Below are 22,448 nucleotides of genomic sequence, written 5' to 3'. Positions count from 1 at the left end.
AAGACAGCCCCAACCCGCCCAGTGATGCCTGCCGATGCTCGAACAGTACGTCAAAAAGATCCTCACCTCGCGCGTTTACGACGTTGCCGTAGAAACCCCGCTGCAGACCGCCCGCCAGCTCTCCGAGCGCCTGGGCAATAAAGTCTGGCTCAAGCGCGAAGACTTGCAGCCGGTGTTCTCGTTCAAGATTCGCGGCGCGTACAACAAGCTGACGCAGTTGACGGCTGAAGAGCGTGCGCGCGGCGTGGTCACCGCCTCGGCGGGCAACCATGCCCAGGGCCTGGCCCTGGCGGCCAAGGTGCTGGGGGTCAAGGCGACCATCGTGATGCCCAAGACCACCCCGGAGATCAAGGTTGAAGGCGTGCGTTCGCGTGGCGGCAAAGTGGTGCTGCACGGTGATTCCTTCCCGGAAGCCCTGGCCTACTCGCTGAAACTGGTCGACGAAAAAGGCTACGTCTACATTCACCCCTACGATGATCCGCACACTATTGCCGGGCAGGGCACCGTGGCGATGGAGATTTTGCGTCAGCACCCGGGGCCGCTGGACGCGATTTTCGTACCGGTGGGCGGCGGCGGGCTGATCGCTGGTATTGCGGCGTACGTGAAGTACCTGCGTCCGGAGATCAAGATCATCGGTGTCGAGCCGGACGACTCCAACTGCCTGCAAGCCGCCATGGCCGCCGGGGAGCGCGTGGTGCTGCCGGCCGTGGGCATTTTCGCCGATGGCGTGGCGGTGGCGCAGATCGGCCAGCACACCTTCGACATCTGCAAAGATTATGTGGATGAAGTGATCACCGTGAGCACCGATGAAATCTGTGCGGCGATCAAGGACATCTACGACGACACCCGGTCCATCACCGAGCCTGCGGGCGCATTGGGCGTGGCGGGCATCAAGAAGTACGTCGAAACCCGTGGTGTCAGCGGCCAGACTTTTGTCGCCATCGACTCCGGCGCCAACGTCAACTTCGACCGCCTGCGCCACGTGGCTGAGCGCGCCGAACTGGGTGAAGGCCGTGAAGCCATCATCGCCGTGACCATCCCCGAGCAGCCGGGCAGCTTCAAGGCGTTCTGCGAAGCCGTGGGCAAGCGCCAGATTACCGAATTCAACTACCGCTACCACTCGGGCAGCGAGGCGCACATCTTTGTTGGCGTGCAGACCCACCCGGAAAGCGACCCGCGCAGCGCATTGATCGCCAGCCTTACCGAGCAGGGGTTCCCGGTGCTGGACCTGACCGAGAACGAGCTGGCCAAGTTGCACATCCGCCATATGGTCGGCGGGCATGCGGCGCACGTCAGCAATGAAGTGGTGTTCCGTTTCGAATTCCCCGAGCGGCCGGGCGCCCTGTTCAACTTTCTTAACAAATTGGGCGGGCGCTGGAACATCTCGATGTTCCACTATCGCAACCACGGCGCAGCCGACGGCCGTGTGGTCGCCGGCCTGCAAGTGCCGGCGAACGAGCGTCATCTGGTGCCGGCAGCCCTGGAAGCCATTGGCTACCCGTACTGGGATGAAAGCGATAACCCCGCTTACAAACTGTTCCTCGGTTGAGCGACTACGCTGACGGGGGCGGCCTTTAAGGAAGACGACACATGGAAACCCTGATCACCCTGAAAGTTATCCACATGGCGGCCACGGTCGTACTGCTGCTCAGCGGCCTGGCCCTGGCGCTGCTGGCCTGGCGCAAACGCAGTGCCGGCCCGGCGGTGACCGTGCAGCGCCCATGGGTGTTTGTGTGGCTGCTGATGGGCGTTTGCGTGTTCAGCATGCCGTTTACCGGCTGGTGGCTGGTGCACCTTGTCGGCTGGCCGCTGGGGCAAACCTGGATCCTGGGGTCCAGCATTCTCTACACCGTGGCAGCGTTGGCCTGGTTCTGGCTGGTGGCGCGGCTTAATCGCCTGCGCAAGGGCGAGGGCGGCAGCCTGAATTTCACCCTGGTGCTGGCGGTGGTCAGCCTGCTGGGGTTTGTGGCGATTGCGGGGTTGATGGGCGCCAAACCTGTCTAAAGGAACTTCATGAACATTCTTCTGGTGGGTGCCACAGGCTTTGTCGGCAGCCACCTTCTGCGCGCCCTGCAGCAAGCTGGGCACTCCGTGATAGCGACCTGTCGCGCGCCTCGACAGGTTTGGCCCGGGGTGGAGTGGCGTGCGCTGGATTTGAACCTGCTCGCTGCCGATCCCGATAGCTTCACCTTTCCCGAGTCTGTTGATTTATTGATCAATGCCGCCGGGCTATTGAGTGTGGATGCCGCTGAGTTGAGCCGGGTGCAGGATCAGGGGGCTCGCGCCTTGTTTGATCTGGCGGCCCGGCGCGGCGTTCGGGTGCTGCAGCTATCTGCACTCGGCGCCTCAGCGCAATCGGACGTGCCCTTTCTCGCCAGCAAAGGCGTAGCAGATGACTATCTGCTCGGCCTGGGCCTGCCCTGCGTGGTGCTGCGACCTTCATTGGTGGTAGGTGAGGGCGGTGCCAGCAGTGCCTGGCTCGCGGGGCTTTCGCCCTGGCCGCTGATCCCGTTGCTGGACCTCAAGGCCACTCTGCAACCCTTGCATATTGATGACGTGGTCGGTGCCGTGCTGGCGCTGCTGCGTCGGTGGCCGGGAGAATCTATGGTTTTGCCATTGGTGGGGCCGGAGCCGATGCGGCTGTCTCAGGTCATTGACCGCCTGCGCGCCGCCCAAGGCTGGCGGGCGGGGCGATATGTGCGAGCGCCGCTTTTGAAGTTGGGCGGTTGGTTGGGGGATCGCCTGGGCTGGCGAGCGTTGAACCGCCAAAGCATCGCCCTTTCGCAACAGGACAACGTGGCCGACCCCGAGGTGCTGGCATCGGTTTGCGGTTATTCGGCGGCGCCGTTTTCCTCGCGTTTGCAGAATTGGCCGACAGCGGCCGTGAGCAGTCAGCGTACTATCCGCCCGTTGATGCTGGCAGTACTGGTGCTGATCTGGCTGGGCACCGCAGTGGTGTGCTTGGGCCCGGGGTACGACTGGGGCCTGCGCATCATGGCTGAAGCCGGTGTGCAGGGCGCGTGGGCAAGGTGGGCTGTAGTCGCGGGGGCCGTGTGCGACGGTTTGCTGGGCCTGGCGTTGCTGGTCGCACGTTGGCGCAGAGAGGCCCTGATGCTGCAACTGTTGCTCATGGCCGGTTACACCGTTTGCATCAGCGTGGTACTGCCCCACTACTGGTTTGACCCCTATGCCGCCGTCGCCAAGAACCTGGTGTTGATGGTGGCCACTCTCTGGCTATTTTGGACTGAACCTCGGCGATGAGCGCATACCTGCTGCTGAAAACCCTGCATATCCTGTCGTCGACCATCCTGTTCGGGCTGGGCGCGGGTTCGGCGTACTACGCGTTGCGCGCCTGGCGCACCGGCAAGGTGGAAGTGATCGCGGTGACTTTCAAGCACCTGGTGTTCGCCGACTGGGCATTTACCGCGACCACCGCCGTGTTTCAACCGCTCAGCGGGGTCGGCTTGATGCACTTGGCGGGGTGGTCAATGCAGCAAAGTTGGCTGCAATGGACATTCGGTTTGTATGTGCTGGCGGGTATCTGCTGGCTGCCGGTGGTGTGGTTGCAGATTCGCGTGCACAAGATGGCGGAGCAAGCACTGAGGGACGGTACGGCGATGCCGATCAAAGCCACGACCTATATGCGCTGGTGGTTTGGCCTGGGGTGGCCGGCGTTCCTGGCATTCATGGCGATTTTCTACCTGATGGTGGCCAAGCCGATGTAGGGCTTGGGGCCGAGCCGGCTTCATCGCAGACAAGCCAGCTCCCACAGGGGAATGCATTCCAAATGTGGGAGCTGGCTTGCCTGCGATAGCGTCATCAGTTGCGCAGGGTAATCACCGGCCAGCCACGCTTCTCGGCTTCGGCGCGCAGATTCGGGTCCGGGTCCACTGCCACCGGGTGGGTGACCTGCTCCAGCAGCGGCAGGTCATTCATCGAGTCGCTATAGAAATAGCTGTCTTCCAGGCTAAACCCAGTCTCTGCCAACCAACGATTCAAACGCGTCACCTTGCCCTCGCGAAAGCACGGCACATCGGTGCTGCGCCCGGTGTAGCGGCCGTTTTCCATCTCGCACTCGGTAGCAATCAGGGTATCCACGCCCAGGCGTGCGGCAATCGGTGCGGTGACGAAACGGTTGGTGGCGGTGATGATCACCAGCTTGTCGCCGGCGGCGCGGTGTTTGGCCAGCAGCTCCACGGCCAGTGGCAACACGATGGGCTCAATGCAGTCGCGCATGAAGTCGTTGTGCCATTCGTCCAACTGGGCCATCTCGGTGCGGCCGAGAATCTCCAGGCTGAAGTTCAGGTAGGCGGCGTTGTCCAGCTTGCCAGCCAGGTAATCCTGGTAGAACTCGTCGTTGCGGGCTTTGTAGGCCACCGGGTCGAGAATCCCGCGTTCACACAGGTAATCGCCCCAGGCGTGGTCGCTGTCACCGCCGAGAAGGGTGTTGTCCAAGTCGAATAAAGCCAGGCGCATTGCAGTTACTCGCTGAAAAGTCTGTAAAAAGGCGTCCAGAATACGGTCTTTTCACAAGAGTGCACATAAGGTAAGAAGCCTCGTTGCCGCTGTATCAACCTTTGTGGAACAATGCGGCGACATGCGTTTGCGAGGTTGTTGCCGTGATCGACCCCGATGGTTTCCGTCCTAATGTCGGGATTATTCTTACGAATGATGCCGGACAGGTGCTATGGGCTCGCCGAATCAACCAAGATGCCTGGCAGTTTCCTCAAGGCGGAATCAACCCCGATGAAACCCCTGAAGACGCCTTGTACCGTGAGTTGAATGAAGAAGTCGGCCTTGAGCGCGAAGATGTGCAAATTCTGGCCTGTACCCGTGGTTGGTTGCGCTATCGTTTGCCGCAACGCCTGGTGCGTACCCACAGCCAACCGCTGTGCATCGGCCAGAAACAGAAATGGTTTCTCCTGCGCCTGATCTCCAACGAGCAGCGGGTGCGGATGGATTTGACCGGTAAACCGGAGTTCGATGGCTGGCGTTGGGTCAGCTATTGGTACCCGTTGGGCCAGGTGGTGACATTCAAGCGCGAGGTTTATCGTCGCGCTCTCAAAGAGCTTGCCCCGCGCCTTTTAGCGCGCGACTGACGACGGAGTTCGACCCCGAGCCATGCTCAATACGCTGCGCAAGATCGTCCAGGAAGTTAACTCCGCCAAGGATCTCAAAGCGGCGTTGGGGATTATTGTGTTGCGCGTCAAGGAAGCCATGGGCAGCCAGGTCTGCTCGGTTTACCTGCTGGACCCCGAGACCAACCGTTTTGTGCTGATGGCCACGGAGGGCTTGAACAAGCGCTCCATCGGCAAAGTCAGCATGGCGCCCAATGAAGGTCTGGTGGGCCTGGTGGGGACGCGTGAAGAACCCCTGAACCTTGAAAACGCGGCCGATCACCCGCGTTATCGCTACTTTGCCGAAACCGGCGAAGAGCGTTACGCCTCGTTCCTCGGCGCACCGATCATTCACCACCGCCGCGTTGTCGGCGTGTTGGTCATCCAGCAAAAAGAGCGCCGCCAGTTCGACGAAGGTGAAGAAGCCTTCCTCGTGACCATGAGCGCGCAGCTCGCCGGGGTTATTGCCCACGCCGAAGCCACGGGGTCGATTCGCGGCCTGGGGCGCGAGGGTAAAGGCATCCAGGAAGCCAAGTTCGTCGGTGTGCCGGGTTCGCCTGGCGCGGCGGTCGGTACTGCGGTGGTCATGTTGCCGCCTGCTGACCTCGATGTGGTGCCGGACAAGATCGTCAAAGACATCGACGCCGAGATCAAACTGTTCAAAACCGCCCTCGAAGGCGTGCGCGCCGACATGCGCAACCTGTCGACCAAGCTGGCCACGCAGCTGCGCCCCGAAGAGCGCGCGTTGTTCGACGTGTACCAGATGATGCTCGATGACGCGTCCCTAGGTAACGAAGTCAAAACCGTGATCAAGACCGGCCAGTGGGCCCAGGGCGCGCTGCGCCAGGTGGTCACCGATCACGTCAACCGTTTCGAATTGATGGACGACGCCTACCTGCGCGAGCGCGCCTCGGATGTGCGCGACCTCGGTCGCCGTCTGCTGGCCTACCTGCAGGAAGACCGCACCACCAACCTGGTCTACCCCGACAACACCATCCTGATCAGTGAAGAACTGACCGCCACCATGCTCGGCGAAGTGCCGGAAGGCAAACTGGTGGGCCTGGTGTCGGTACTGGGTTCGGGTAACTCCCACGTCGCGATCCTGGCCCGGGCCATGGGTATTCCGACGGTAATGGGCCTGGTGGACCTGCCGTATTCGAAGGTCGACGGCATCGACATGATCGTCGATGGCCATCGCGGCGAAGTCTTCACCAACCCCAGCGAATTGCTGCGCAAGCAATACGCCGAGGTGGTGGAAGAAGAGAAACAACTGGCGCTGGGCCTCGATTCGTTGCGCGAGCTGCCCTGCGTGACCCTTGACGGCCACCGCGTGCCGCTGCTGGTCAACACCGGCCTGCTCGCCGATGTGGCCCGCGCGCAACAGCGCGGCGCCGAAGGGGTTGGGCTGTACCGCACCGAAGTGCCGTTCATGATCAACCAGCGTTTCCCGAGTGAGAAGGAGCAGTTGGCGATCTACCGCGAGCAGCTGTCGGCCTTCCACCCCTTGCCGGTGACCATGCGCAGCCTGGACATCGGTGGCGACAAGTCGCTGTCGTATTTCCCGATCAAGGAAGACAACCCCTTCCTCGGCTGGCGCGGTATCCGCGTGACCCTCGACCACCCGGAAATCTTCCTGGTGCAGACCCGCGCGATGCTCAAGGCCAGCGAAGGCCTGAACAACCTGCGCATCCTGCTGCCGATGATCTCCGGCACCCATGAGCTGGAAGAGGCGCTGCACCTGATCCACCGTGCCTGGGGCGAAGTGCGCGACGAAGGCGCCGACGTGCCGATGCCGCCGATTGGCGTGATGATCGAAATCCCGGCGGCGGTGTACCAGGCCAAGGAACTGGCGCGGCAAGTGGATTTCCTCTCGGTAGGCTCCAACGACCTGACCCAGTACCTGCTGGCCGTGGACCGCAACAACCCACGGGTGGCCGACCTCTACGACTACCTGCACCCGGCGGTGCTGCAAGCCCTGCAACACGTGGTGCGCGACGCCCATGCCGAAGGCAAGCCGGTGAGCATCTGCGGTGAAATGGCCGGTGACCCGGCGGCGGCGGTGCTGTTGATGGCGATGGGCTTTGACAGCCTGTCGATGAACGCCACCAACCTGCCCAAGGTCAAGTGGATGCTGCGCCAGGTTGAGCTGAGCATGGCCAAGGACTTGCTGGCGGAGTTGATGACCATCGACAACCCGCAAGTTATCCACAGCTCGCTGCAACTGGCGCTGAAGAATTTGGGGCTGACGCGGATGATCAACCCGGCCTCAGCAAAGACTTTGTAGCGTTTGGCGCCGATCAAAATGTGGGAGGGGGCTTGCTCGCGAATGCGGTGTATCAGACACAAACTCAGTGCCTGACACTCCCTATTCGCGAGCAAGCCCGCTCCCACATTGGTTTTGCGGTGTGGCTAGAGAGTGAGTTCTACCTCACCCAGCCGCCCACCATGCGGCCCAAAGCTGCGCTCCAGCATCCGCCGCGTCCCGTCGGCATTCACAATCAGCGCTGTGCTCGCCCGCGTTCCATAACTGGGGCTGGCGATAAACACACTCGACAGCAGGCTTTCCGTCGCCAACCCAACGCCGGTATCCGGCAACTCGGCGAATGCTGCCGTCTGCGGGTCACTCAAAATGCTGAGCAAGGCTTGCGGCTGTGGATCTTCCAGCAATTCGCTCAACGCCGCCCTGGCCTTGAGCAGCTTGGGCCACGGCGTATCCAGCCCGGCATTGGATAAGCCATAAACCCCAGCCTTCAACTGCGTGGGTTCGGTGTGATTGGCGTTGTAATGCCACAACTCATCCCGTGTCCCCACCAGCAGGTTGAACCCGGCATATTCAATCGAACGACCGTTAACATCGGCCAAATATTGATCAATCGGCAGCGAACCGTTGAGAAAACGCGCCACCAACTCCCCACGCGATTTGCGTGCCGGCGGCTGGTGCGGGTCGCGAATATTGGTCAGGGCGGCAAAGCGCCCGTCAGCGCTCACTCCCAGCCAGGTGCCGCCTGCTTCCTGGTCGCGACCGGCGTAGACGTCCGGCGCGTCTGGCCATTGGGCCAGCGGCAGGCTGGGGCGGGCGTAGAACTCGTCACGGTTGGCCGCGACGATCAGCGGTTGGGCGTGGCCCGGCCGCCAGGCGAAAACAATCAGGCACATCCGGCGATTCCCTTTTTGTGTTTTTAGCCACTCTACCCACTCGGGCTCAGGCGTTCCATCGTATCCAGTTGGGTCGTATGCCTTCCATCCGTTAACATGCCGGACTTGGTTTGGGGGCTCCCATGGAATTTCTGCTCTATTTGCTGCTCGGCGCCTGTGCGGGCGTGCTCGCCGGGCTGTTCGGCGTGGGCGGCGGGATCATCATCGTGCCGGTGCTGGTGTTCAGCTTCACCCTGCAGGGCTTTGACCCGCAGGTGCTGACCCACCTGGCTGTGGGGACGTCGCTTGCGACCATCATCTTTACCTCGGTCAATGCCGTGCGCGAGCACCACCGGCGTGGCGCGGTGCGCTGGCCGATTTTCATGTGGATGACCCTGGGCATCCTGATCGGCGCCGGCTTTGGCGCGCTGACCGCGGAGGCGATTTCCGGCCCCCATTTGCAGAAAATTATCGGTGTGTTCGCGTTGATTATCGCCGTGCAACTGGCCCTGGAGGTCAAGCCCAAGGCCAGCCGCACGGTGCCGGGCAAGGTCGGCCTGACCCTCGCGGGCACGGTGATTGGCTGGGCCTCGGCGATTTTCGGGATTGGCGGCGGCTCGCTGACCGTGCCGTTCCTGACCTGGCGCAGCGTGCCGATGCAGCAGGCGGTGGCCACCTCATCGGCCTGCGGCCTGCCGATTGCGCTGGCCAGCGCTTTAAGTTTCATGATTCTGGGCTGGCATGACCCACTGTTGCCTGCTCATAGTCTAGGGTTCGTGTATTTGCCGGCACTGCTGGGCATTGCCCTGACCAGTATGGTGTTTGCGCGCTTCGGCGCACGCTTGGCGCATCGGTTGTCGCCGCGATTGCTCAAGCGGCTGTTTGCCGGATTGCTGTTCTGTGTCGGCATAAACTTTTTGTTGTAATGCAGGCTTAATCGCGCCCCGGCATGGTCCGGCGCCATAACGAATGATTTAACGAGGAGTCGCAATGCTGCCTTACCCGCAGATCGACCCGGTGGCCCTGGCCATCGGTCCGCTGAAAATCCACTGGTACGGGTTGATGTACCTGATCGGCATCGGCGGTGCCTGGCTGCTGGCTTCCCGGCGCCTGAACAGTTTCGACCCGACCTGGACCAAGGAGAAGCTCTCCGACATGGTGTTCTGGATGTCGATGGGCGTGATCGTCGGCGGGCGCCTGGGGTATGTGCTGTTCTACGACCTGTCTGCGTATATCGCCAACCCGACGCTGATCTTCGAAGTGTGGAAGGGCGGCATGGCGTTCCACGGTGGCTTTATCGGCGTGATGATTGCCGCCTGGTGGTTTGGTCGCCGTAACGGCAAGTCGTTTTTCCAACTGATGGACTTCGTTGCGCCGTTCGTGCCCATCGGCCTGGGCGCCGGGCGTATCGGTAACTTCATCAACGCCGAGTTGTGGGGCAAGCCAACCGACGTGCCTTGGGCCATGGTGTTCCCGCCGTTCAGCGACCCGGCGCAACTGCCGCGCCATCCGTCGCAGCTGTACCAGTTCGCGTTGGAAGGCGTGGCACTGTTCCTTATCCTGTACATCTTCTCGCGCAAGCCGCGCCCTACCATGGCGGTGTCGGGCATGTTCGCGCTGTTCTACGGGATCTTCCGCTTCATCGTCGAGTTCGTGCGTGTACCGGATGCGCAACTGGGCTACCTGGCGTTTGGTTGGGTGACCATGGGCCAGGTCCTCAGCCTGCCGATGATCCTGGGCGGCCTGGGCTTGCTGTGGTGGGCTTACAACCGCCCGCAGCCGCTGAAGAACACCGCGCTTTAAATTCGAACGCCGAGGCTTGCGAGTCTCGGCTTCAACGATACGGGTAAAAAAATGAAGCAATATCTCGAGCTACTGAACGACGTCGTGACCAATGGATTGACCAAGGGCGATCGCACCGGCACCGGCACCAAGGCCGTATTCGCCCGTCAGTATCGGCATAACTTGGCCGACGGCTTCCCGCTGCTGACCACCAAGAAGCTTCACTTCAAAAGCATCGCCAACGAGCTGATCTGGATGTTGAGCGGCAACACCAACATCAAGTGGCTCAACGAAAACGGCGTGAAAATCTGGGACGAGTGGGCCACCGAAGACGGTGACCTCGGTCCGGTGTACGGCGAGCAGTGGACCGCCTGGCCGACCAAGGACGGCGGCACGATCAACCAGATCGATTACATGGTGCACACGCTCAAGACCAACCCCAACAGCCGCCGCATCCTGTTCCACGGCTGGAACGTCGAGTACCTGCCGGACGAAACCAAGAGCCCGCAGGAGAATGCGCGCAACGGCAAGCAGGCGCTGCCGCCTTGCCACCTGCTGTACCAGGCATTCGTGCACGACGGCCATCTGTCGATGCAGTTGTATATCCGCAGCTCCGACGTGTTCCTCGGCCTGCCCTACAACACCGCCGCGCTGGCGTTGCTCACCCATATGCTGGCGCAGCAGTGCGACCTGATCCCCCACGAGATCATCGTCACCACTGGCGACACCCATGCCTACAGCAACCATATGGAACAGATCCAGACCCAGCTGGCGCGCACGCCCAAGAAGCTGCCGGAGCTGGTGATCAAGCGCAAGCCTGCGTCGATCTACGACTACAAGTTCGAAGACTTCGAGATTGTCGGTTACGACGCCGACCCAAGCATCAAGGCCGACGTGGCGATCTAAAGGTCAACCGGTTCAAAATGTGGGAGGGGGCTTGCTCCCGATAGCGGAGTGTCAGTTTGCAGATATGTAGACTGGTACACCGCCATCGGGAGCAAGTCGAATCGTCGCACCGCCCCTCCCACCTTTGAACTATGTTCACTTGAGTTCAGTGCCCGTGGCTCCTGCCCACGTGTGAAGGCTCTGCATCATTGGTCACGCTCCCGCTGACTTCCAGCCGCTGCAAAATCCCGCATTCCGGTCCGCCACCACAGCGTTGACGCAGGTCCAGCAATTGCTCCTGCAACGCCAACAACCCATCGATCCGCGCTTTCACATGGTGGATATGCTCGTCGATCAACGCATTCACGTTTTCGCACTGGTCCTGTGGGCTGTCGCGCAGCCCGAGCAGGCTGCGGATTTCCTCCAGGGTCATGTCGAGGCTGCGGCAGTTGCGGATAAAGATCAGCCGCTCGCTGTGCGCCTGGGTGTACACGCGGTAGTTGGCGTCGGTGCGTGCCGGGGGCGGCAGCAGGCCTTCCTTCTCGTAATAGCGGATGGTTTCCACCGGGCAGTCGGTCAGCTTGGCCAGTTCGCCGATCTTCATCGCAGCAATCTCCAAATGGGTGCTTGACCCTATAGTGGCTACAGGGTCTTTACTTGGCAACAGGCACCTTTACGGACGCGACAGAATGAGCGATTCCATCCACATCCCGCACAAACACGATCATGACCATGACCATGAACCTAAGAAACTCACGCCTGTGCATAACCATGGCGGTTCATGCTGCGCCGCCAGCCCAGCCCCCGCGCTGGTGCAACTGAGCGAAGCGCCCACCGCCGGCTCGCGCCTGAGCACTTTCCGCATCGAAGCCATGGACTGCCCCACCGAGCAGACGCTGATCCAGAACAAACTGGGCAAGCTCGCCGGCGTGCAGCAACTGGAATTCAACCTGATCAACCGCATCCTCGGCGTCACCCATGACCTGCCGAGCACCGCGCCGATCATCGACGCGATCAAATCCTTAGGCATGCAGGCCGACCCTATCGAAGAGGGCACACCTGCCGCCGAGCCACCGGCCAAGAAACATTGGTGGCCGCTGGCAGTGTCCGGCGTGGGTGCGTTGGCTGCCGAAGTGCTGCACTTCACCGACGCCGCGCCCACCTGGGTCATCGCCATTGTGGCGCTGGTGTCGATCCTCAGCGGCGGCCTCACGACCTATAAAAAGGGCTGGATTGCCCTGAAAAACCTCAACCTGAACATCAACGCGCTGATGAGCATCGCGGTCACCGGCGCGGTGCTGATTGGCCAGTGGCCGGAAGCGGCGATGGTGATGTTCCTGTTTACCGTGGCCGAGTTGATCGAAGCCAAGTCTCTGGACCGTGCGCGCAATGCCATCAGCGGGCTGATGCAAATGGCCCCGGAACAGGCCACGGTGCAGCAAGCTGATGGTAGTTGGGTTGAAAAGGAGATCAAAAGCATCGAGTTGGGCGCCATTGTGCGGGTAAAACCTGGCGAGCGCGTGGGCCTGGACGGTGAAGTCACCGCCGGCCAGTCCACCATCGACCAGGCACCGATCACCGGTGAAAGCCTGCCGATTGAAAAGACCGTGGGCGACAAGGTCTTCGCGGGCACCATCAACCAGGCCGGTTCCCTGGAATACAGGGTCACCGCCGCGGCGAACAACTCGACCCTGGCGCGCATCATTCACGCCGTGGAACAGGCCCAAGGCGCCCGCGCGCCGACCCAGCGTTTTGTCGACAGCTTCTCGAAAATCTACACCCCGGCGGTATTCCTGTTTGCCTTGGGCGTGGCGGTGATCCCACCGTTGTTCATGGCCGGCGCCTGGTTCGACTGGATCTACCGCGCCCTGGTCCTGCTGGTGGTCGCGTGCCCATGTGCCCTGGTGATCTCCACCCCGGTAACCATCGTCAGCGGCCTCGCGGCGGCGGCGCGCAAAGGCATCCTGATCAAGGGCGGCGTGTACCTGGAGGGCGGTTACAAGCTCGACTACCTGGCCCTCGACAAGACCGGCACGATCACCCACGGCAAGCCCGTGCAAACCGATTACCTGGCGTTGTTTCCCAACGTTGAGGAGCGTGCTCCGGCGCTGGCCGCCAGCCTGGCCGGGCGTTCCGATCACCCGGTGTCGCTGGCAATTGCCAACGCGGCTGTGGATAAAAACCTGTCGGCCCACGTTGTGGATAACTTCGAGGCGTTGGCCGGTCGTGGTGTGCGTGGGGATATCGACGGCGAAACCTACTACCTGGGCAACCACCGCCTGGTGGAAGACCTCGGCCTGTGCTCATCGGCGCTGGAAGAAAAACTCTTCGCCCTGGAAAAACAGGGCAAGTCCGTGGTGTTGCTGCTCGACAAGTCCGGCCCGCTGGCGCTGTTCGCCGTGGCCGACACGGTCAAGGACAGCAGCCGCGAAGCCATCGCGCAACTGCACGAGCTGGGCATCAAGACCCTGATGCTCACCGGTGACAACACCCACACCGCCCAGGCGATTGCGGCTCAGGTCGGCATCGACCAGGCCCAAGGCGATCTGTTGCCCACCGACAAACTGCACGCTATCGAAACCCTCTACGGCCAAGGCCACCGCGTGGGCATGGTCGGCGACGGCATCAACGACGCCCCGGCCCTGGCCCGCGCCGAAATTGGCTTTGCCATGGCCGCTGCAGGCACCGACACGGCCATCGAGACGGCCGACGTGGCCTTGATGGACGACGATTTGCGCAAGATCCCGGCGTTCATTCGGCTTTCCCGGCAAACGTCGGTTGTGCTCAAGCAGAACATCGCCCTGGCGCTGGTGATCAAGGCGATCTTCCTTGCGGTCACGTTCCTGGGCATGGCGACCATGTGGATGGCAGTCTTCGCCGACATGGGCGTGAGCCTGCTGGTGGTGTTCAATGGCCTGCGCCTGTTGCGCAATAGCTGACATTAAACTGATCAGATTCAAGGCCTCACGACTACTGGCCGCGTAGACGGGCCTTACGGTAATCGCAGACTCGCCGTCTGGAGCTGCGGTTGTCGTGTCACTAAGGTGCTTGCTTCTTCAATCAAAGGAGCAATGCAGATGCGCTACTTGAAAGTGGCTGCCCAGGATATGAGCGGCAACGGTCACGCAGATACGGTCATCCTGCACTTTTACCAGCAGCAGGTCGGCTGTCCTGACGAATTGGTCCACGAGATTTTCGCGGTAGATATGAGCGCGGATGGCAGGGTCGATCTTCAATGGGCCGACGACCTCAACCCTATCAGCCGGCCACAGATGCTTGAAAAGCAGCGGGTAGATGTCTTCGCCGATGCGTTTTTGAAGTTGAATTGGTTCAATAAACGCAGCCATTGGCAGCGTACGCTCACGATGTATGCCGATCACTACGGGAAAACAGCGCGGCCGAATGCCATCAAGCTGGATTTCCATGAGCGCACGACACGTCAGTGCAAAGGGTCGCTTATCTACACGGCCGCTGCCTATGACGGTGACAGCGACGGGGTGTTGGAGTCTTTTACCAATACTGATATCGACCGCAACGGTGTCGCTGACAAAGCGGATAAAGCGCTGATTCGCACGTTATGTACGACTTTTCTGGCGTTTGAGTGGTACGAGGTATAACCGCCTCACGCTTCATCAAGTCGCGTGGCCAGCGCTTCGACCTGTTCCTGGCGCTCGGCCTGGCTCACCTTGGCGTGCGGGTTGAGCGACGACCACTGCGGATGGGCGCGGGCCTTGTGCAGCGCGTCCGGCAGCTTGCCTTCGCGCCAGGTTTTGTCCTGGGGCGTGTCGACTTTGATGCTGTGCATCGCTGCATGGCCGCGCAGGTTCAAGGCCTTGAGCAACTGGCGTTGACGCAGGGCGAGCAGGCGCAACACGCTGTCGTCGACCGTCAGCTCACGCTGGCCCTTGAGTTTGCCCAGCAGGCGGCTGCCATAACTGCGTGCGGTTTGCAGGGCGCCACCGGCAATGGCGCCTGCGATGGCGGCGGCACCGAGGGTCAGACCGCCGACCAACAAGTCCACACCAGCTCCGGCGGCTGCGCCAGCAGCGATCCCGCCACCGACGCGCACACCCAGCTGCTTGAGGGTTTCCGGGTTGAACAGGTCATCGCCCCAGCGCCCGTCCAGCAAGGGCAAGTCGCTGGCGGCCGCATCCTGCGCGCGGAAGCCGAACAAGTTGAGCAGGGCTTCCACACACTTTTGTTCACGCTGGCGCACGGCCTTGCGCAAGTCGCCGATGGCTTGCTGCTCATCTTCGGTGAGCACGCTGCGCCGGCACGCAGCGCAGTCGATCAACAGTTCGGCGATCAAGCGCGCGGCGCTTTGCTGGCGCGCCTGGCGTTGGGCGGCCTGGTCGAGGATCAGCCGTTCCAGTTGCGGTCGCGCGTTTTCCAGCAGCAGCGCGAGGCTTTCATACAGTCGGCGCTCGCCGTCTTCCGGCGGCGCCACGCTGTCAAAACGCACCAGCGCATGCAGTCCCAGGCGCGCCAGGGCTTCGCGCCAGTCCGGCTCGCGGTGATCGCTGCTGCTGACAAAATTGAGCACCGGCAGCAACGGTTTGCCGCAACTGGCCAGCACTTGCAGCTCGTCACGGTACTTGGCCAGGACCGGCTCGCGGGCGTCGATCACATACAGGCCGGCGTCCGAGGCCAGCAGTTGGCGCAGCACCTTGGCTTCCTGTTCGAAACGTTGGCGCGCCTCGCTGCCGTCGAGGAACCGCGCCAGGCGCGCTGGGCCGTCGAGGCGTTCGCCGGGGCGATCCAGGCGTTCCAGGTAGTCGAGCAGGGCGATGGCGTCTTCCAGGCCGGGCGTGTCGTACAGCTCCAGCAAGGCTTCGCCGTCCACCGACAAGCGCGCGCCTTCCACATGCCGCGTGGTGCTGGGGCGATGGGACACTTCGCCGAAGCCCACGTCACGGGTGAGCGTGCGCAGTAACGAGGTCTTGCCGACATTGGTATGGCCGACCACGGCGAGTTTCAGCGGTTTAGTCATGACCGGTCTCCAGCCACGTCAGCGGCGCGCAATCGGCGAAGGGCAGCTCCAGCTGTTGCAGCGCGCTGTGCCAGTCGCCCAGGCGCTCGGCGTCCAGCGCCTGGCCGGACGGCGCTTGCAGCAGCCATACGCGGGTGGCGGTGGCGCTGCGTGCGAGTTCGGCGATCAGGGCCAGGCTGCCACGGTCGGGCGAGCGGCGTGGGTCGCAAGCGATGGCCAGCCGAGCGGGAGGGAAGCGCGTGAGTTGTTCCAGCAGCTTGTTGCGTGACTCGCGGCTGTCGAGGATGCCGGCGTTTTTCACTTGCGCTGGTAGCTTGGGTGGCCAGGGGTGTTGGTCGTCCAGCTCGATGGCCACCAGCAGGGCGCCGTCGCTTTGCAACTCACTGATGCCGCCGCTGACCTGATGCAGTTGCTGCGGCGCGGCATCGTTGACCCCAAGCCGTTCGCTGCTGGGCATCAGGCGTTCGCGCAGTTGGCTGTAGCCGGGCAGGTTGAGGTTCAGGCGCAAGGCGGCGCGCCCGCGCTTCCAACGCCACAAGCACAGCACGGCGAGGATCAAGCGGGGCAGCAGGCCGTAGACCAGCAGCACGCCTACCAGCCAGGCGGCCCAGGCTTGGCGGGCGCTTTCGATATTCAGCGCAGAGTCGCCGCTGGCGCGGATCATCTCGATCGTCGGCACATTGAAGCCGAGCAGGGCGGGCAGGGTGCCCAGGGCCTGGGTCACGGCAACGAAGGTATCGGCGCCAAGAATGGTGGTTTCCCACACAAAACCGTAGCGACGGGTGGCGAGCAAGGTCAACAGAATCACCAGGGCACTGAGCAGGGCCAACAGCCACAGGCTGTTGACCAGTACCCCCACGGCCCAGCGATTGAGTTTGCGCCGCTGCAACAGCAGCAGCAAAGCAGGCGCCAGTTGGGCGGCTTTGGCGTCACGCGCGAGTTTTTCGCTGAGCCACAACCACAGGCGCCCAAGGCTGGCACTGTGCTCACCGGCAAACAGCAGGCCCAGGGCCCAACTGAGCAGCAGGATCAGGTTCAAGCCGAGCAGGCTGCCCAGGGCCCAGAACACATTGACCGGCGTCAACCCGTTGCCGAGCGCGGCGAAGGCCAGGCCGGCACCGCTGACAACGGCGACAATCGCCAGCAGCACCAGCGCCAGGCGCGCACCTTGCAGCCAGCGGGCGAGGGCGGCGGTCAGGCCATCACGCTCGGCCAGGTGCAGGGAGCGGTGCTGGATGCGCGCGGGCAAATCGCCGCCGGCGGTGCGGGCCAGGCGGTTGGCTTCCAGGTCTTCCAGGGGGCCGGCGTGTTCTTCACGCAGGCGCACGGTTTCGGTCAGCCAGAGTTTGTGCAGCGGGGTCAGTGCAGTCACGCGCCTTCCTGTCGTATCAGTGAGCCTGGAGCATAACCGCTGGGTCGTTGCTCTGGTATTCTCGTCGCCATGAAAAAAACTCTCCCTTTAAGCCTGATCGCAGCCCTCGGTGAAAACCGTGTGATCGGCGTCGACAACAGCATGCCCTGGCATTTGCCGGGGGATTTCAAATATTTCAAGGCCACCACGCTCGGCAAGCCGATCATCATGGGGCGCAAGACCTGGGACTCACTGGGCCGACCGCTGCCGGGGCGCTTGAACCTGGTGGTCAGTCGTCAGACCGATCTGGTGCTGGAAGGTGCGCAAGTTTTTCCGTCACTTGAAGCCGCGGTCGAGCGCGCCGAGGCGTGGGCGCTGGAGCAGGGCGTGGATGAGCTGATGCTGATCGGCGGCGCGCAGCTGTACGCGCAGGGGCTGGAGCAGGCGGATCGCCTGTACCTCACGCGCGTGGCGCTGAGCCCGGAAGGGGATGCGTGGTTTCCGGAGTTTGATCGGGGCCAGTGGAAACTGGTGTCAAATCTGGAGAATCCGGCTGAGGGGGATAAGCCGGCTTACAACTTTGAGGTTTGGGAAAAAGCCTAAAAGCATCGGGGGCAAGCCCCCTCCCACATTTCAACCGCGTTCCAACATGAGAATGCGGTCAAAATGTGGGAGCGGGCTTGCTCGCGAAGGCGATCTAACAGGCGCCGCTAAACCTGCGCCAGCTCAGCATGCTCATCCGCATCCAACAGCGCCTTATCCGTCTGCCCCATGATCTGGCTGGTAATCGCCCCCGCCGTCATCGAACCGTTCACGTTCAGCGCCGTGCGGCCCATGTCGATCAGCGGTTCCACGGAAATCAGCAGCGCCACCAGGGACACCGGCAAGCCCATGGCCGGCAGTACGATCAGCGCGGCGAAAGTAGCGCCGCCACCCACGCCGGCCACACCGGCCGAACTCAAGGTCACAATCGCCACCAGGGTCGCGATCCACAGCGGGTCCAGCGGGTTGATGCCCACGGTCGGCGCTACCATCACGGCCAACATCGCAGGGTAGAGGCCCGCGCAACCGTTCTGGCCGATGGTCGCGCCAAACGAGGCGGCGAAACCGGCGATGGATTGCGGAATCCCCAAGCGACGGGTCTGCGCTTCAATGCTCAGCGGGATCGCCGCCGCGCTGGAGCGGCTGGTGAAGGCAAAGGTCAGCACCGGCCATACCTTGCGGAAGAACCGCAGCGGGTTGATCCCCGCCAACGACAGCAGCAGGCCGTGCACCACAAACATCAGGCCCAGGGCCAGGTACGACACCAGCACAAAACTGCCGAGCTTGATGATGTCTTGCAGGTTGGAACCGGCGACCACTTTAGTCATCAGTGCCAGCACGCCGTACGGCGTCAGCTTCATCACCAGGCGTACCAGGCGCATCACCCAGGCTTGCAGGGTGTCGATGGCGTTGAGTACTTTCTGACCTTTTTCCACGTCGTCCTTGAGCAGTTGCAGCGCGGCAACCCCGAGGAAGGCGGCGAAGATCACCACGCTGATGATCGACGTCGGCTTGGCGCGGGCCAGGTCGGCAAACGGGTTGGCCGGCACGAATGACAGCAGCAACTGCGGGATATTCAGGTCGGCAACCTTGCCCGCGTAATCACTTTGGATCACCTGCAGGCGCGCCATTTCCTGGGTGCCAGCCACCAAACCTTCAGCGGTGAGGCCGAACAGGTTGGTCAGGCTGATGCCGATCACCGCCGCAATCGCGGTGGTGAACAACAGTGTGCCGATGGTCAGGAAGCTGATTTTGCCCAGGGACGCGGCGTTATGCAGGCGCGCCACGGCGCTGAGGATCGAGGCGAATACCAGCGGGATCACGATCATTTGCAGCAGTTGTACGTAACCATTACCGACCAGGTCGAACCAGCCGATGGAGGCTTTGAGCACCGGGTTGCCGTCGCCGTAAATCGTGTGCAGCGCCGCGCCAAACAGCACGCCCAGCACCAAGGCGAACAACACCTTCTTGGCGAGGCTCCAGTGGGTGTGACGGGTTTGTGCCAGGCCCAGCAGCAGGGCCACGAACACCAGTACGTTGAGAATCAGGGGCAGATTCATTGAAGCTCCGTTGAGAAGGCAGCCAATCGCGTGAGCCTGCGATTGCGAACCGGAAATCCTAACAGCTTGAAATATATTGATTTAATACCGTTATGGAATGGTCACTGTCGTTTTTGGAATAAGCTTTTGACGCTCAGGCATATGCCGTTGGCGGGATCAGGACGCACACGGTCGTGCTCAATGTGGGAAGTGTCACAGGGATTTGTTAGCGTCGATGTCTTTCACCCAGGGAGACACGCCTATGAAGCTTGCGCCGAAATTTCTTCTGTCCGCCGCATTTTGCCTCGGGCTCGCCAGCCAGGCGTTTGCCGCCACCGAGCTGAAGCATTGGCCGGCGCCTGCCGCCAAGCAACTCAACGCAATGATCGCCGCCAACGCCAACAAGGGTAATTACGCGGTGTTCGACATGGACAACACCAGCTACCGCTACGACCTTGAAGAGTCGCTGCTGCCCTTCATGGAAAACAAGGGCCTGATCACCCGCGAGAGCCTCGACCCGTCACTCAAGTTGATCCCGTTCAAAGACACCGCCGAGCACAAGGAAAGCCTGTTCAGTTACTACTATCGCCTTTGCGAAGTGGACGACATGGTCTGCTACCCGTGGGTCGCTCAAGTGTTTTCAGGCTTCACCCTCAAGGAACTCAAGGTCCAGGTCGACGAGTTGATGGCCTCGGGCAAGCCGGTGCCGGTCAGCTACTTCGAAGGCGACGTGGTGAAGCAGTCCGAGGTGCAGCCCCCCAAGGTCTTCACCGGCCAGGCCGAGCTGTACAACAAGCTGATGGAGAACGGCATCGAGGTGTACGTGATGACCGCCGCGTCTGAGGAGTTGGTGCGCATGGTCGCGGCTGATCCCAAGTACGGCTACAACGTCAAACCCGAGAACGTCATCGGCGTGACGACCCTGCTCAAGGACCGCAAGACCGGCGAGCTGACCACCGCGCGCAAACAGATCGCCGCCGGAAAGTATGACGAAAAAGCCAACCTTGGCCTGGAACTGACCCCCTACCTGTGGACCCCGGCGACCTGGATGGCCGGCAAGCACGCGGCGATCCTGACCTACATCGACGAGTGGAAAAAACCGGTGATCGTCGGCGGCGACACGCCCACCAGCGACGGTTACATGCTGTTCCACGATGTGGACGTGGCCAAGGGCGGCATCCACCTGTGGATCAACCGCAAAGACAAATACATGACCCAGCTCAACGGCATGATGGCCAAACATGCGGCGGCGCAGGCCAAGGAAGGTTTGCCGGTGACGGCGGACAAGAACTGGGTGATCGTCAAGCCGGAGGAGATTCAGTAACACCGAGTCGCCTGTAATCGGGGGCAAGCCCCCTCCCACATTTTGATCTGTGAATACTTGCAAAGTGTGGGAGGGGGCTTGCCCCCGATGGCGGCCTCAAGAGCACCACAAGGTCTGTGCAAAAATAGATATCAATTGCGAACCAATCTCATCCTCTGCTAGCGTGCGCACTTCCTGAACCCTCCGTTCTTCTCAAGGTAGTGCTGTGTCCTCCTGGAATTCGCAGATTGCGCGCCTGTTCGCGGAGCAGAAGAAAGCCCTCGAAGCCTTCGTCACACGCCGCACCGGCAGCGCCCAGGTGGCCGCCGACCTGACCCAGGAATCATTCCTGCGCCTGGCCCGCCTGGATTCCGGCGAGAAGATCGACAACCTGCCAGCCTTTCTCTTCACCATCGCCAGTAACCTGGTACGTGACCATCAACGCCAGGCCATCCGCCGTGAGCGCCTGGACGCCGGCGAGCCGAGTGAAGAACTGCCTTGCGGCAACCCCGGTGCCGACGAACAGTTGGCCGCCTATCAGCAGGAGCAACTGATGCAGGACGCAATCCTGGCGCTGCCCGAGGCGACTCGGCAGATCTTCCTGCTCTATCATGTCGACGAACTTTCCTACCGCGAGATTGGTGAACGTCTGTCGATTACCCCGCGCAGTGTGGAATACCAATTGCGTCGCGCCTTGATTGAATGCCGCGCCTACATCAAGACGCGGCTTGCCTGCGATGAACAAGGACGTCGGTCATGACTGCCATACCCACTGCCGACGTGTTGTTCGAAGAAGCGTCCGGCTGGTATTTCCGTCTGCAGGCCGAGGACGTGACGGCGGCCGAAATGGACGCCTTCGCCAGCTGGCTGGGGCAGGGCCAGGCCCACGACGACGCTTGGCAGGAAGTGCAGGCGATGCTCGGTGGCTTGCGCGAACCGGCGCGGGTTATTCGCCGCGCCGAGCAGGCGGCGTGGCGCCAGCCGGTACGTCGTTGGCAACGGTGGGCGTGTGTCGCTGCTGTGTTGCTGGCGGTGGGTCTCACTGTGCACAACACCCCCTGGCTTGACCGCTTGCGTGCGGACTATGCCACCGGCACCGGCGAATCGCGCAGCATCGAACTGGCCGACGGCTCCCACCTGCAACTCAACACCGACAGTGCGGTGCAAATCCGCATGAGCGCGGGTGAGCGGCACATTCGGTTGTTGCGTGGCGAAGGGTTCTTCGAGGTGACCAAAGACCCGGCGCGGCCCTTTGTGGTGGCGTCGGGCGACGGCTGGGTCAAGGTGGTCGGCACCCAGTTCAGCGTGGCGCGGCGGGATGCGCAAACGCGGGTACAGGTGGCGCAGGGCAAGGTGCAGGTGAGCGCGGGCAACGGCGCAGCGGTGTACCTGGAGCCGGGCCGGGCAGTGGAATATCAGGGCCAGCAATTGGCGCAGGTCCACGGCTTTGACCCGGCCAGCGGGTTTGCCTGGCGTCAGCGGCAACTGGTGTTTCGCCAACAGCCGCTGTCGGAAGTGGTCAGCGAACTGAACCGCTATTGGCCGGGCACGACCCTGGTGCTGGGCGATGCGCTGCGTAACCGTGTGGTATCGGGCGTGTTCGAAATCGACAAGCCCGAGGCGGTGATCAAGGCGCTGGAGTACACCCTCAACCTGCGCGCCGAGCACTACACCCCGTATGTGCTGGTGTTGCGCGAAGGTAAGGCATCGTAATCGCAACTATTTGAAAAAACTTTCAGGGTTTCTCCACGGGCGGTCGTCCTTGATCACTGAGGCGTAAATAGTAAGCACTCTCAAGTAGTGC

21 protein-coding genes are annotated in these 22,448 nt (G+C 62.0%); 15 read left to right on the top strand and 6 right to left on the bottom strand.

The window, feature by feature from the left end; genetic code table 11:
* Positions 1–34 precede the first annotated feature (34 nt).
* Genes ilvA through GIW02_RS13280 form a run of 4 tightly spaced genes read left to right on the top strand, consistent with a single transcriptional unit; the run spans position 35 to position 3,725 of the window.
* Positions 35–1,549, top strand: coding sequence for a threonine ammonia-lyase, biosynthetic (gene ilvA / locus GIW02_RS13295; protein ID WP_236411056.1), 1,515 nt, complete (start codon positions 35–37; stop codon positions 1,547–1,549).
* Positions 1,550–1,590: 41 nt separating this feature from the next.
* Positions 1,591–2,004, top strand: coding sequence for a DUF2269 family protein (locus tag GIW02_RS13290; RefSeq protein WP_236411050.1), 414 nt, complete (start codon positions 1,591–1,593; stop codon positions 2,002–2,004).
* A gap of 9 nt (positions 2,005–2,013) precedes the next feature.
* Positions 2,014–3,261, top strand: a complete 1,248-nt coding sequence (locus GIW02_RS13285; protein ID WP_236411048.1) for an SDR family oxidoreductase — start codon at positions 2,014–2,016, stop codon at positions 3,259–3,261.
* A complete protein-coding gene (locus GIW02_RS13280) occupies positions 3,258–3,725 on the top strand; it encodes a DUF2269 domain-containing protein (RefSeq protein WP_236411047.1) in 468 nt (155 codons plus the stop codon). Before GIW02_RS13285 ends, GIW02_RS13280 begins: the two co-directional genes overlap by 4 nt.
* Before the next feature lie 94 nt (positions 3,726–3,819).
* Here the strand turns inward: GIW02_RS13280 and GIW02_RS13275 are convergent, their stop codons facing one another.
* Complete coding sequence (locus GIW02_RS13275; protein ID WP_236411046.1) at positions 3,820–4,476, bottom strand: histidinol-phosphatase; 657 nt, start codon at positions 4,474–4,476, stop codon at positions 3,820–3,822.
* Between the two features lie 143 nt (positions 4,477–4,619).
* Between GIW02_RS13275 and GIW02_RS13270 the strand changes: the two genes are divergently transcribed.
* Positions 4,620–5,099, top strand: a complete 480-nt coding sequence (locus tag GIW02_RS13270) for an RNA pyrophosphohydrolase (RefSeq protein WP_003176750.1) — start codon at positions 4,620–4,622, stop codon at positions 5,097–5,099.
* A gap of 22 nt (positions 5,100–5,121) precedes the next feature.
* Complete coding sequence (gene ptsP, locus GIW02_RS13265; RefSeq protein WP_236411045.1) at positions 5,122–7,401, top strand: phosphoenolpyruvate--protein phosphotransferase; 2,280 nt, start codon at positions 5,122–5,124, stop codon at positions 7,399–7,401.
* A gap of 125 nt (positions 7,402–7,526) precedes the next feature.
* Here ptsP and GIW02_RS13260 read toward each other — a convergent pair whose 3' ends face one another.
* Positions 7,527–8,273 (bottom strand): NRDE family protein, encoded by a 747-nt coding sequence (locus GIW02_RS13260; protein ID WP_236411044.1) that lies wholly within the window; start codon positions 8,271–8,273, stop codon positions 7,527–7,529.
* 122 nt (positions 8,274–8,395) lie between these two features.
* Between GIW02_RS13260 and GIW02_RS13255 the strand changes: the two genes are divergently transcribed.
* The 3 genes from GIW02_RS13255 (at position 8,396) to GIW02_RS13245 (ending at position 10,940) form a co-directional block, all read left to right on the top strand.
* Positions 8,396–9,178: a sulfite exporter TauE/SafE family protein gene (locus GIW02_RS13255; RefSeq protein WP_236411043.1), complete on the top strand. Its 783-nt coding sequence runs from the start codon at positions 8,396–8,398 to the stop codon at positions 9,176–9,178.
* Between the two features lie 64 nt (positions 9,179–9,242).
* Positions 9,243–10,055: a prolipoprotein diacylglyceryl transferase gene (gene lgt, locus GIW02_RS13250; RefSeq protein ID WP_236411041.1), complete on the top strand. Its 813-nt coding sequence runs from the start codon at positions 9,243–9,245 to the stop codon at positions 10,053–10,055.
* A 51-nt stretch (positions 10,056–10,106) separates the two neighbouring features.
* Positions 10,107–10,940, top strand: a complete 834-nt coding sequence (locus GIW02_RS13245; protein ID WP_236411038.1) for a thymidylate synthase — start codon at positions 10,107–10,109, stop codon at positions 10,938–10,940.
* 145 nt (positions 10,941–11,085) lie between these two features.
* Here GIW02_RS13245 and cadR read toward each other — a convergent pair whose 3' ends face one another.
* On the bottom strand, positions 11,086–11,523 hold the full coding sequence (gene cadR, locus GIW02_RS13240; RefSeq protein ID WP_236411037.1) for a Cd(II)/Pb(II)-responsive transcriptional regulator: 438 nt from the start codon (positions 11,521–11,523) through the stop codon (positions 11,086–11,088).
* Between the two features lie 85 nt (positions 11,524–11,608).
* Between cadR and GIW02_RS13235 the strand changes: the two genes are divergently transcribed.
* Together GIW02_RS13235 and GIW02_RS13230 are read left to right on the top strand one after the other, a co-directional pair.
* A complete protein-coding gene (locus GIW02_RS13235) occupies positions 11,609–13,858 on the top strand; it encodes a heavy metal translocating P-type ATPase (protein WP_236411036.1) in 2,250 nt (749 codons plus the stop codon).
* Positions 13,859–13,996: 138 nt separating this feature from the next.
* Positions 13,997–14,536: a hypothetical protein gene (locus GIW02_RS13230; protein ID WP_236411035.1), complete on the top strand. Its 540-nt coding sequence runs from the start codon at positions 13,997–13,999 to the stop codon at positions 14,534–14,536.
* 5 nt (positions 14,537–14,541) lie between these two features.
* Here GIW02_RS13230 and GIW02_RS13225 read toward each other — a convergent pair whose 3' ends face one another.
* Both GIW02_RS13225 and GIW02_RS13220 read right to left on the bottom strand, forming a co-directional pair.
* Entirely contained in the window at positions 14,542–15,909 is a 1,368-nt protein-coding gene (locus GIW02_RS13225; RefSeq protein WP_236411034.1) for a DUF3482 domain-containing protein, read from the bottom strand.
* Positions 15,902–17,281: a DUF2868 domain-containing protein gene (locus tag GIW02_RS13220; RefSeq protein ID WP_236411033.1), complete on the bottom strand. Its 1,380-nt coding sequence runs from the start codon at positions 17,279–17,281 to the stop codon at positions 15,902–15,904. The genes GIW02_RS13225 and GIW02_RS13220 overlap by 8 nt, the downstream gene beginning before the upstream one ends.
* Before the next feature lie 69 nt (positions 17,282–17,350).
* Between GIW02_RS13220 and GIW02_RS13215 the strand changes: the two genes are divergently transcribed.
* Positions 17,351–17,863, top strand: coding sequence for a dihydrofolate reductase (locus GIW02_RS13215; protein WP_236411032.1), 513 nt, complete (start codon positions 17,351–17,353; stop codon positions 17,861–17,863).
* 107 nt (positions 17,864–17,970) lie between these two features.
* Here the strand turns inward: GIW02_RS13215 and GIW02_RS13210 are convergent, their stop codons facing one another.
* Entirely contained in the window at positions 17,971–19,362 is a 1,392-nt protein-coding gene (locus tag GIW02_RS13210; protein WP_236411031.1) for an L-cystine transporter, read from the bottom strand.
* A gap of 241 nt (positions 19,363–19,603) precedes the next feature.
* Between GIW02_RS13210 and GIW02_RS13205 the strand changes: the two genes are divergently transcribed.
* The 3 genes from GIW02_RS13205 to GIW02_RS13195 all read left to right on the top strand — a co-directional run bounded on the left by GIW02_RS13205 (position 19,604) and on the right by GIW02_RS13195 (position 22,357).
* Positions 19,604–20,665 (top strand): haloacid dehalogenase-like hydrolase, encoded by a 1,062-nt coding sequence (locus GIW02_RS13205; protein ID WP_236411030.1) that lies wholly within the window; start codon positions 19,604–19,606, stop codon positions 20,663–20,665.
* Between the two features lie 205 nt (positions 20,666–20,870).
* Positions 20,871–21,404, top strand: a complete 534-nt coding sequence (locus GIW02_RS13200; RefSeq protein ID WP_236411029.1) for an RNA polymerase sigma factor — start codon at positions 20,871–20,873, stop codon at positions 21,402–21,404.
* Positions 21,401–22,357 (top strand): FecR family protein, encoded by a 957-nt coding sequence (locus tag GIW02_RS13195; protein WP_236411028.1) that lies wholly within the window; start codon positions 21,401–21,403, stop codon positions 22,355–22,357. Before GIW02_RS13200 ends, GIW02_RS13195 begins: the two co-directional genes overlap by 4 nt.
* Positions 22,358–22,448 lie beyond the last annotated feature (91 nt).

The organism is Pseudomonas syringae (genome assembly GCF_021606685.1).
In the GTDB taxonomy this organism is placed as follows: domain Bacteria; phylum Pseudomonadota; class Gammaproteobacteria; order Pseudomonadales; family Pseudomonadaceae; genus Aquipseudomonas; species Aquipseudomonas syringae_R.
Note: the sequence above shows the minus strand (reverse complement) of the source record. Positions and strands in the feature narration are given on the sequence as shown.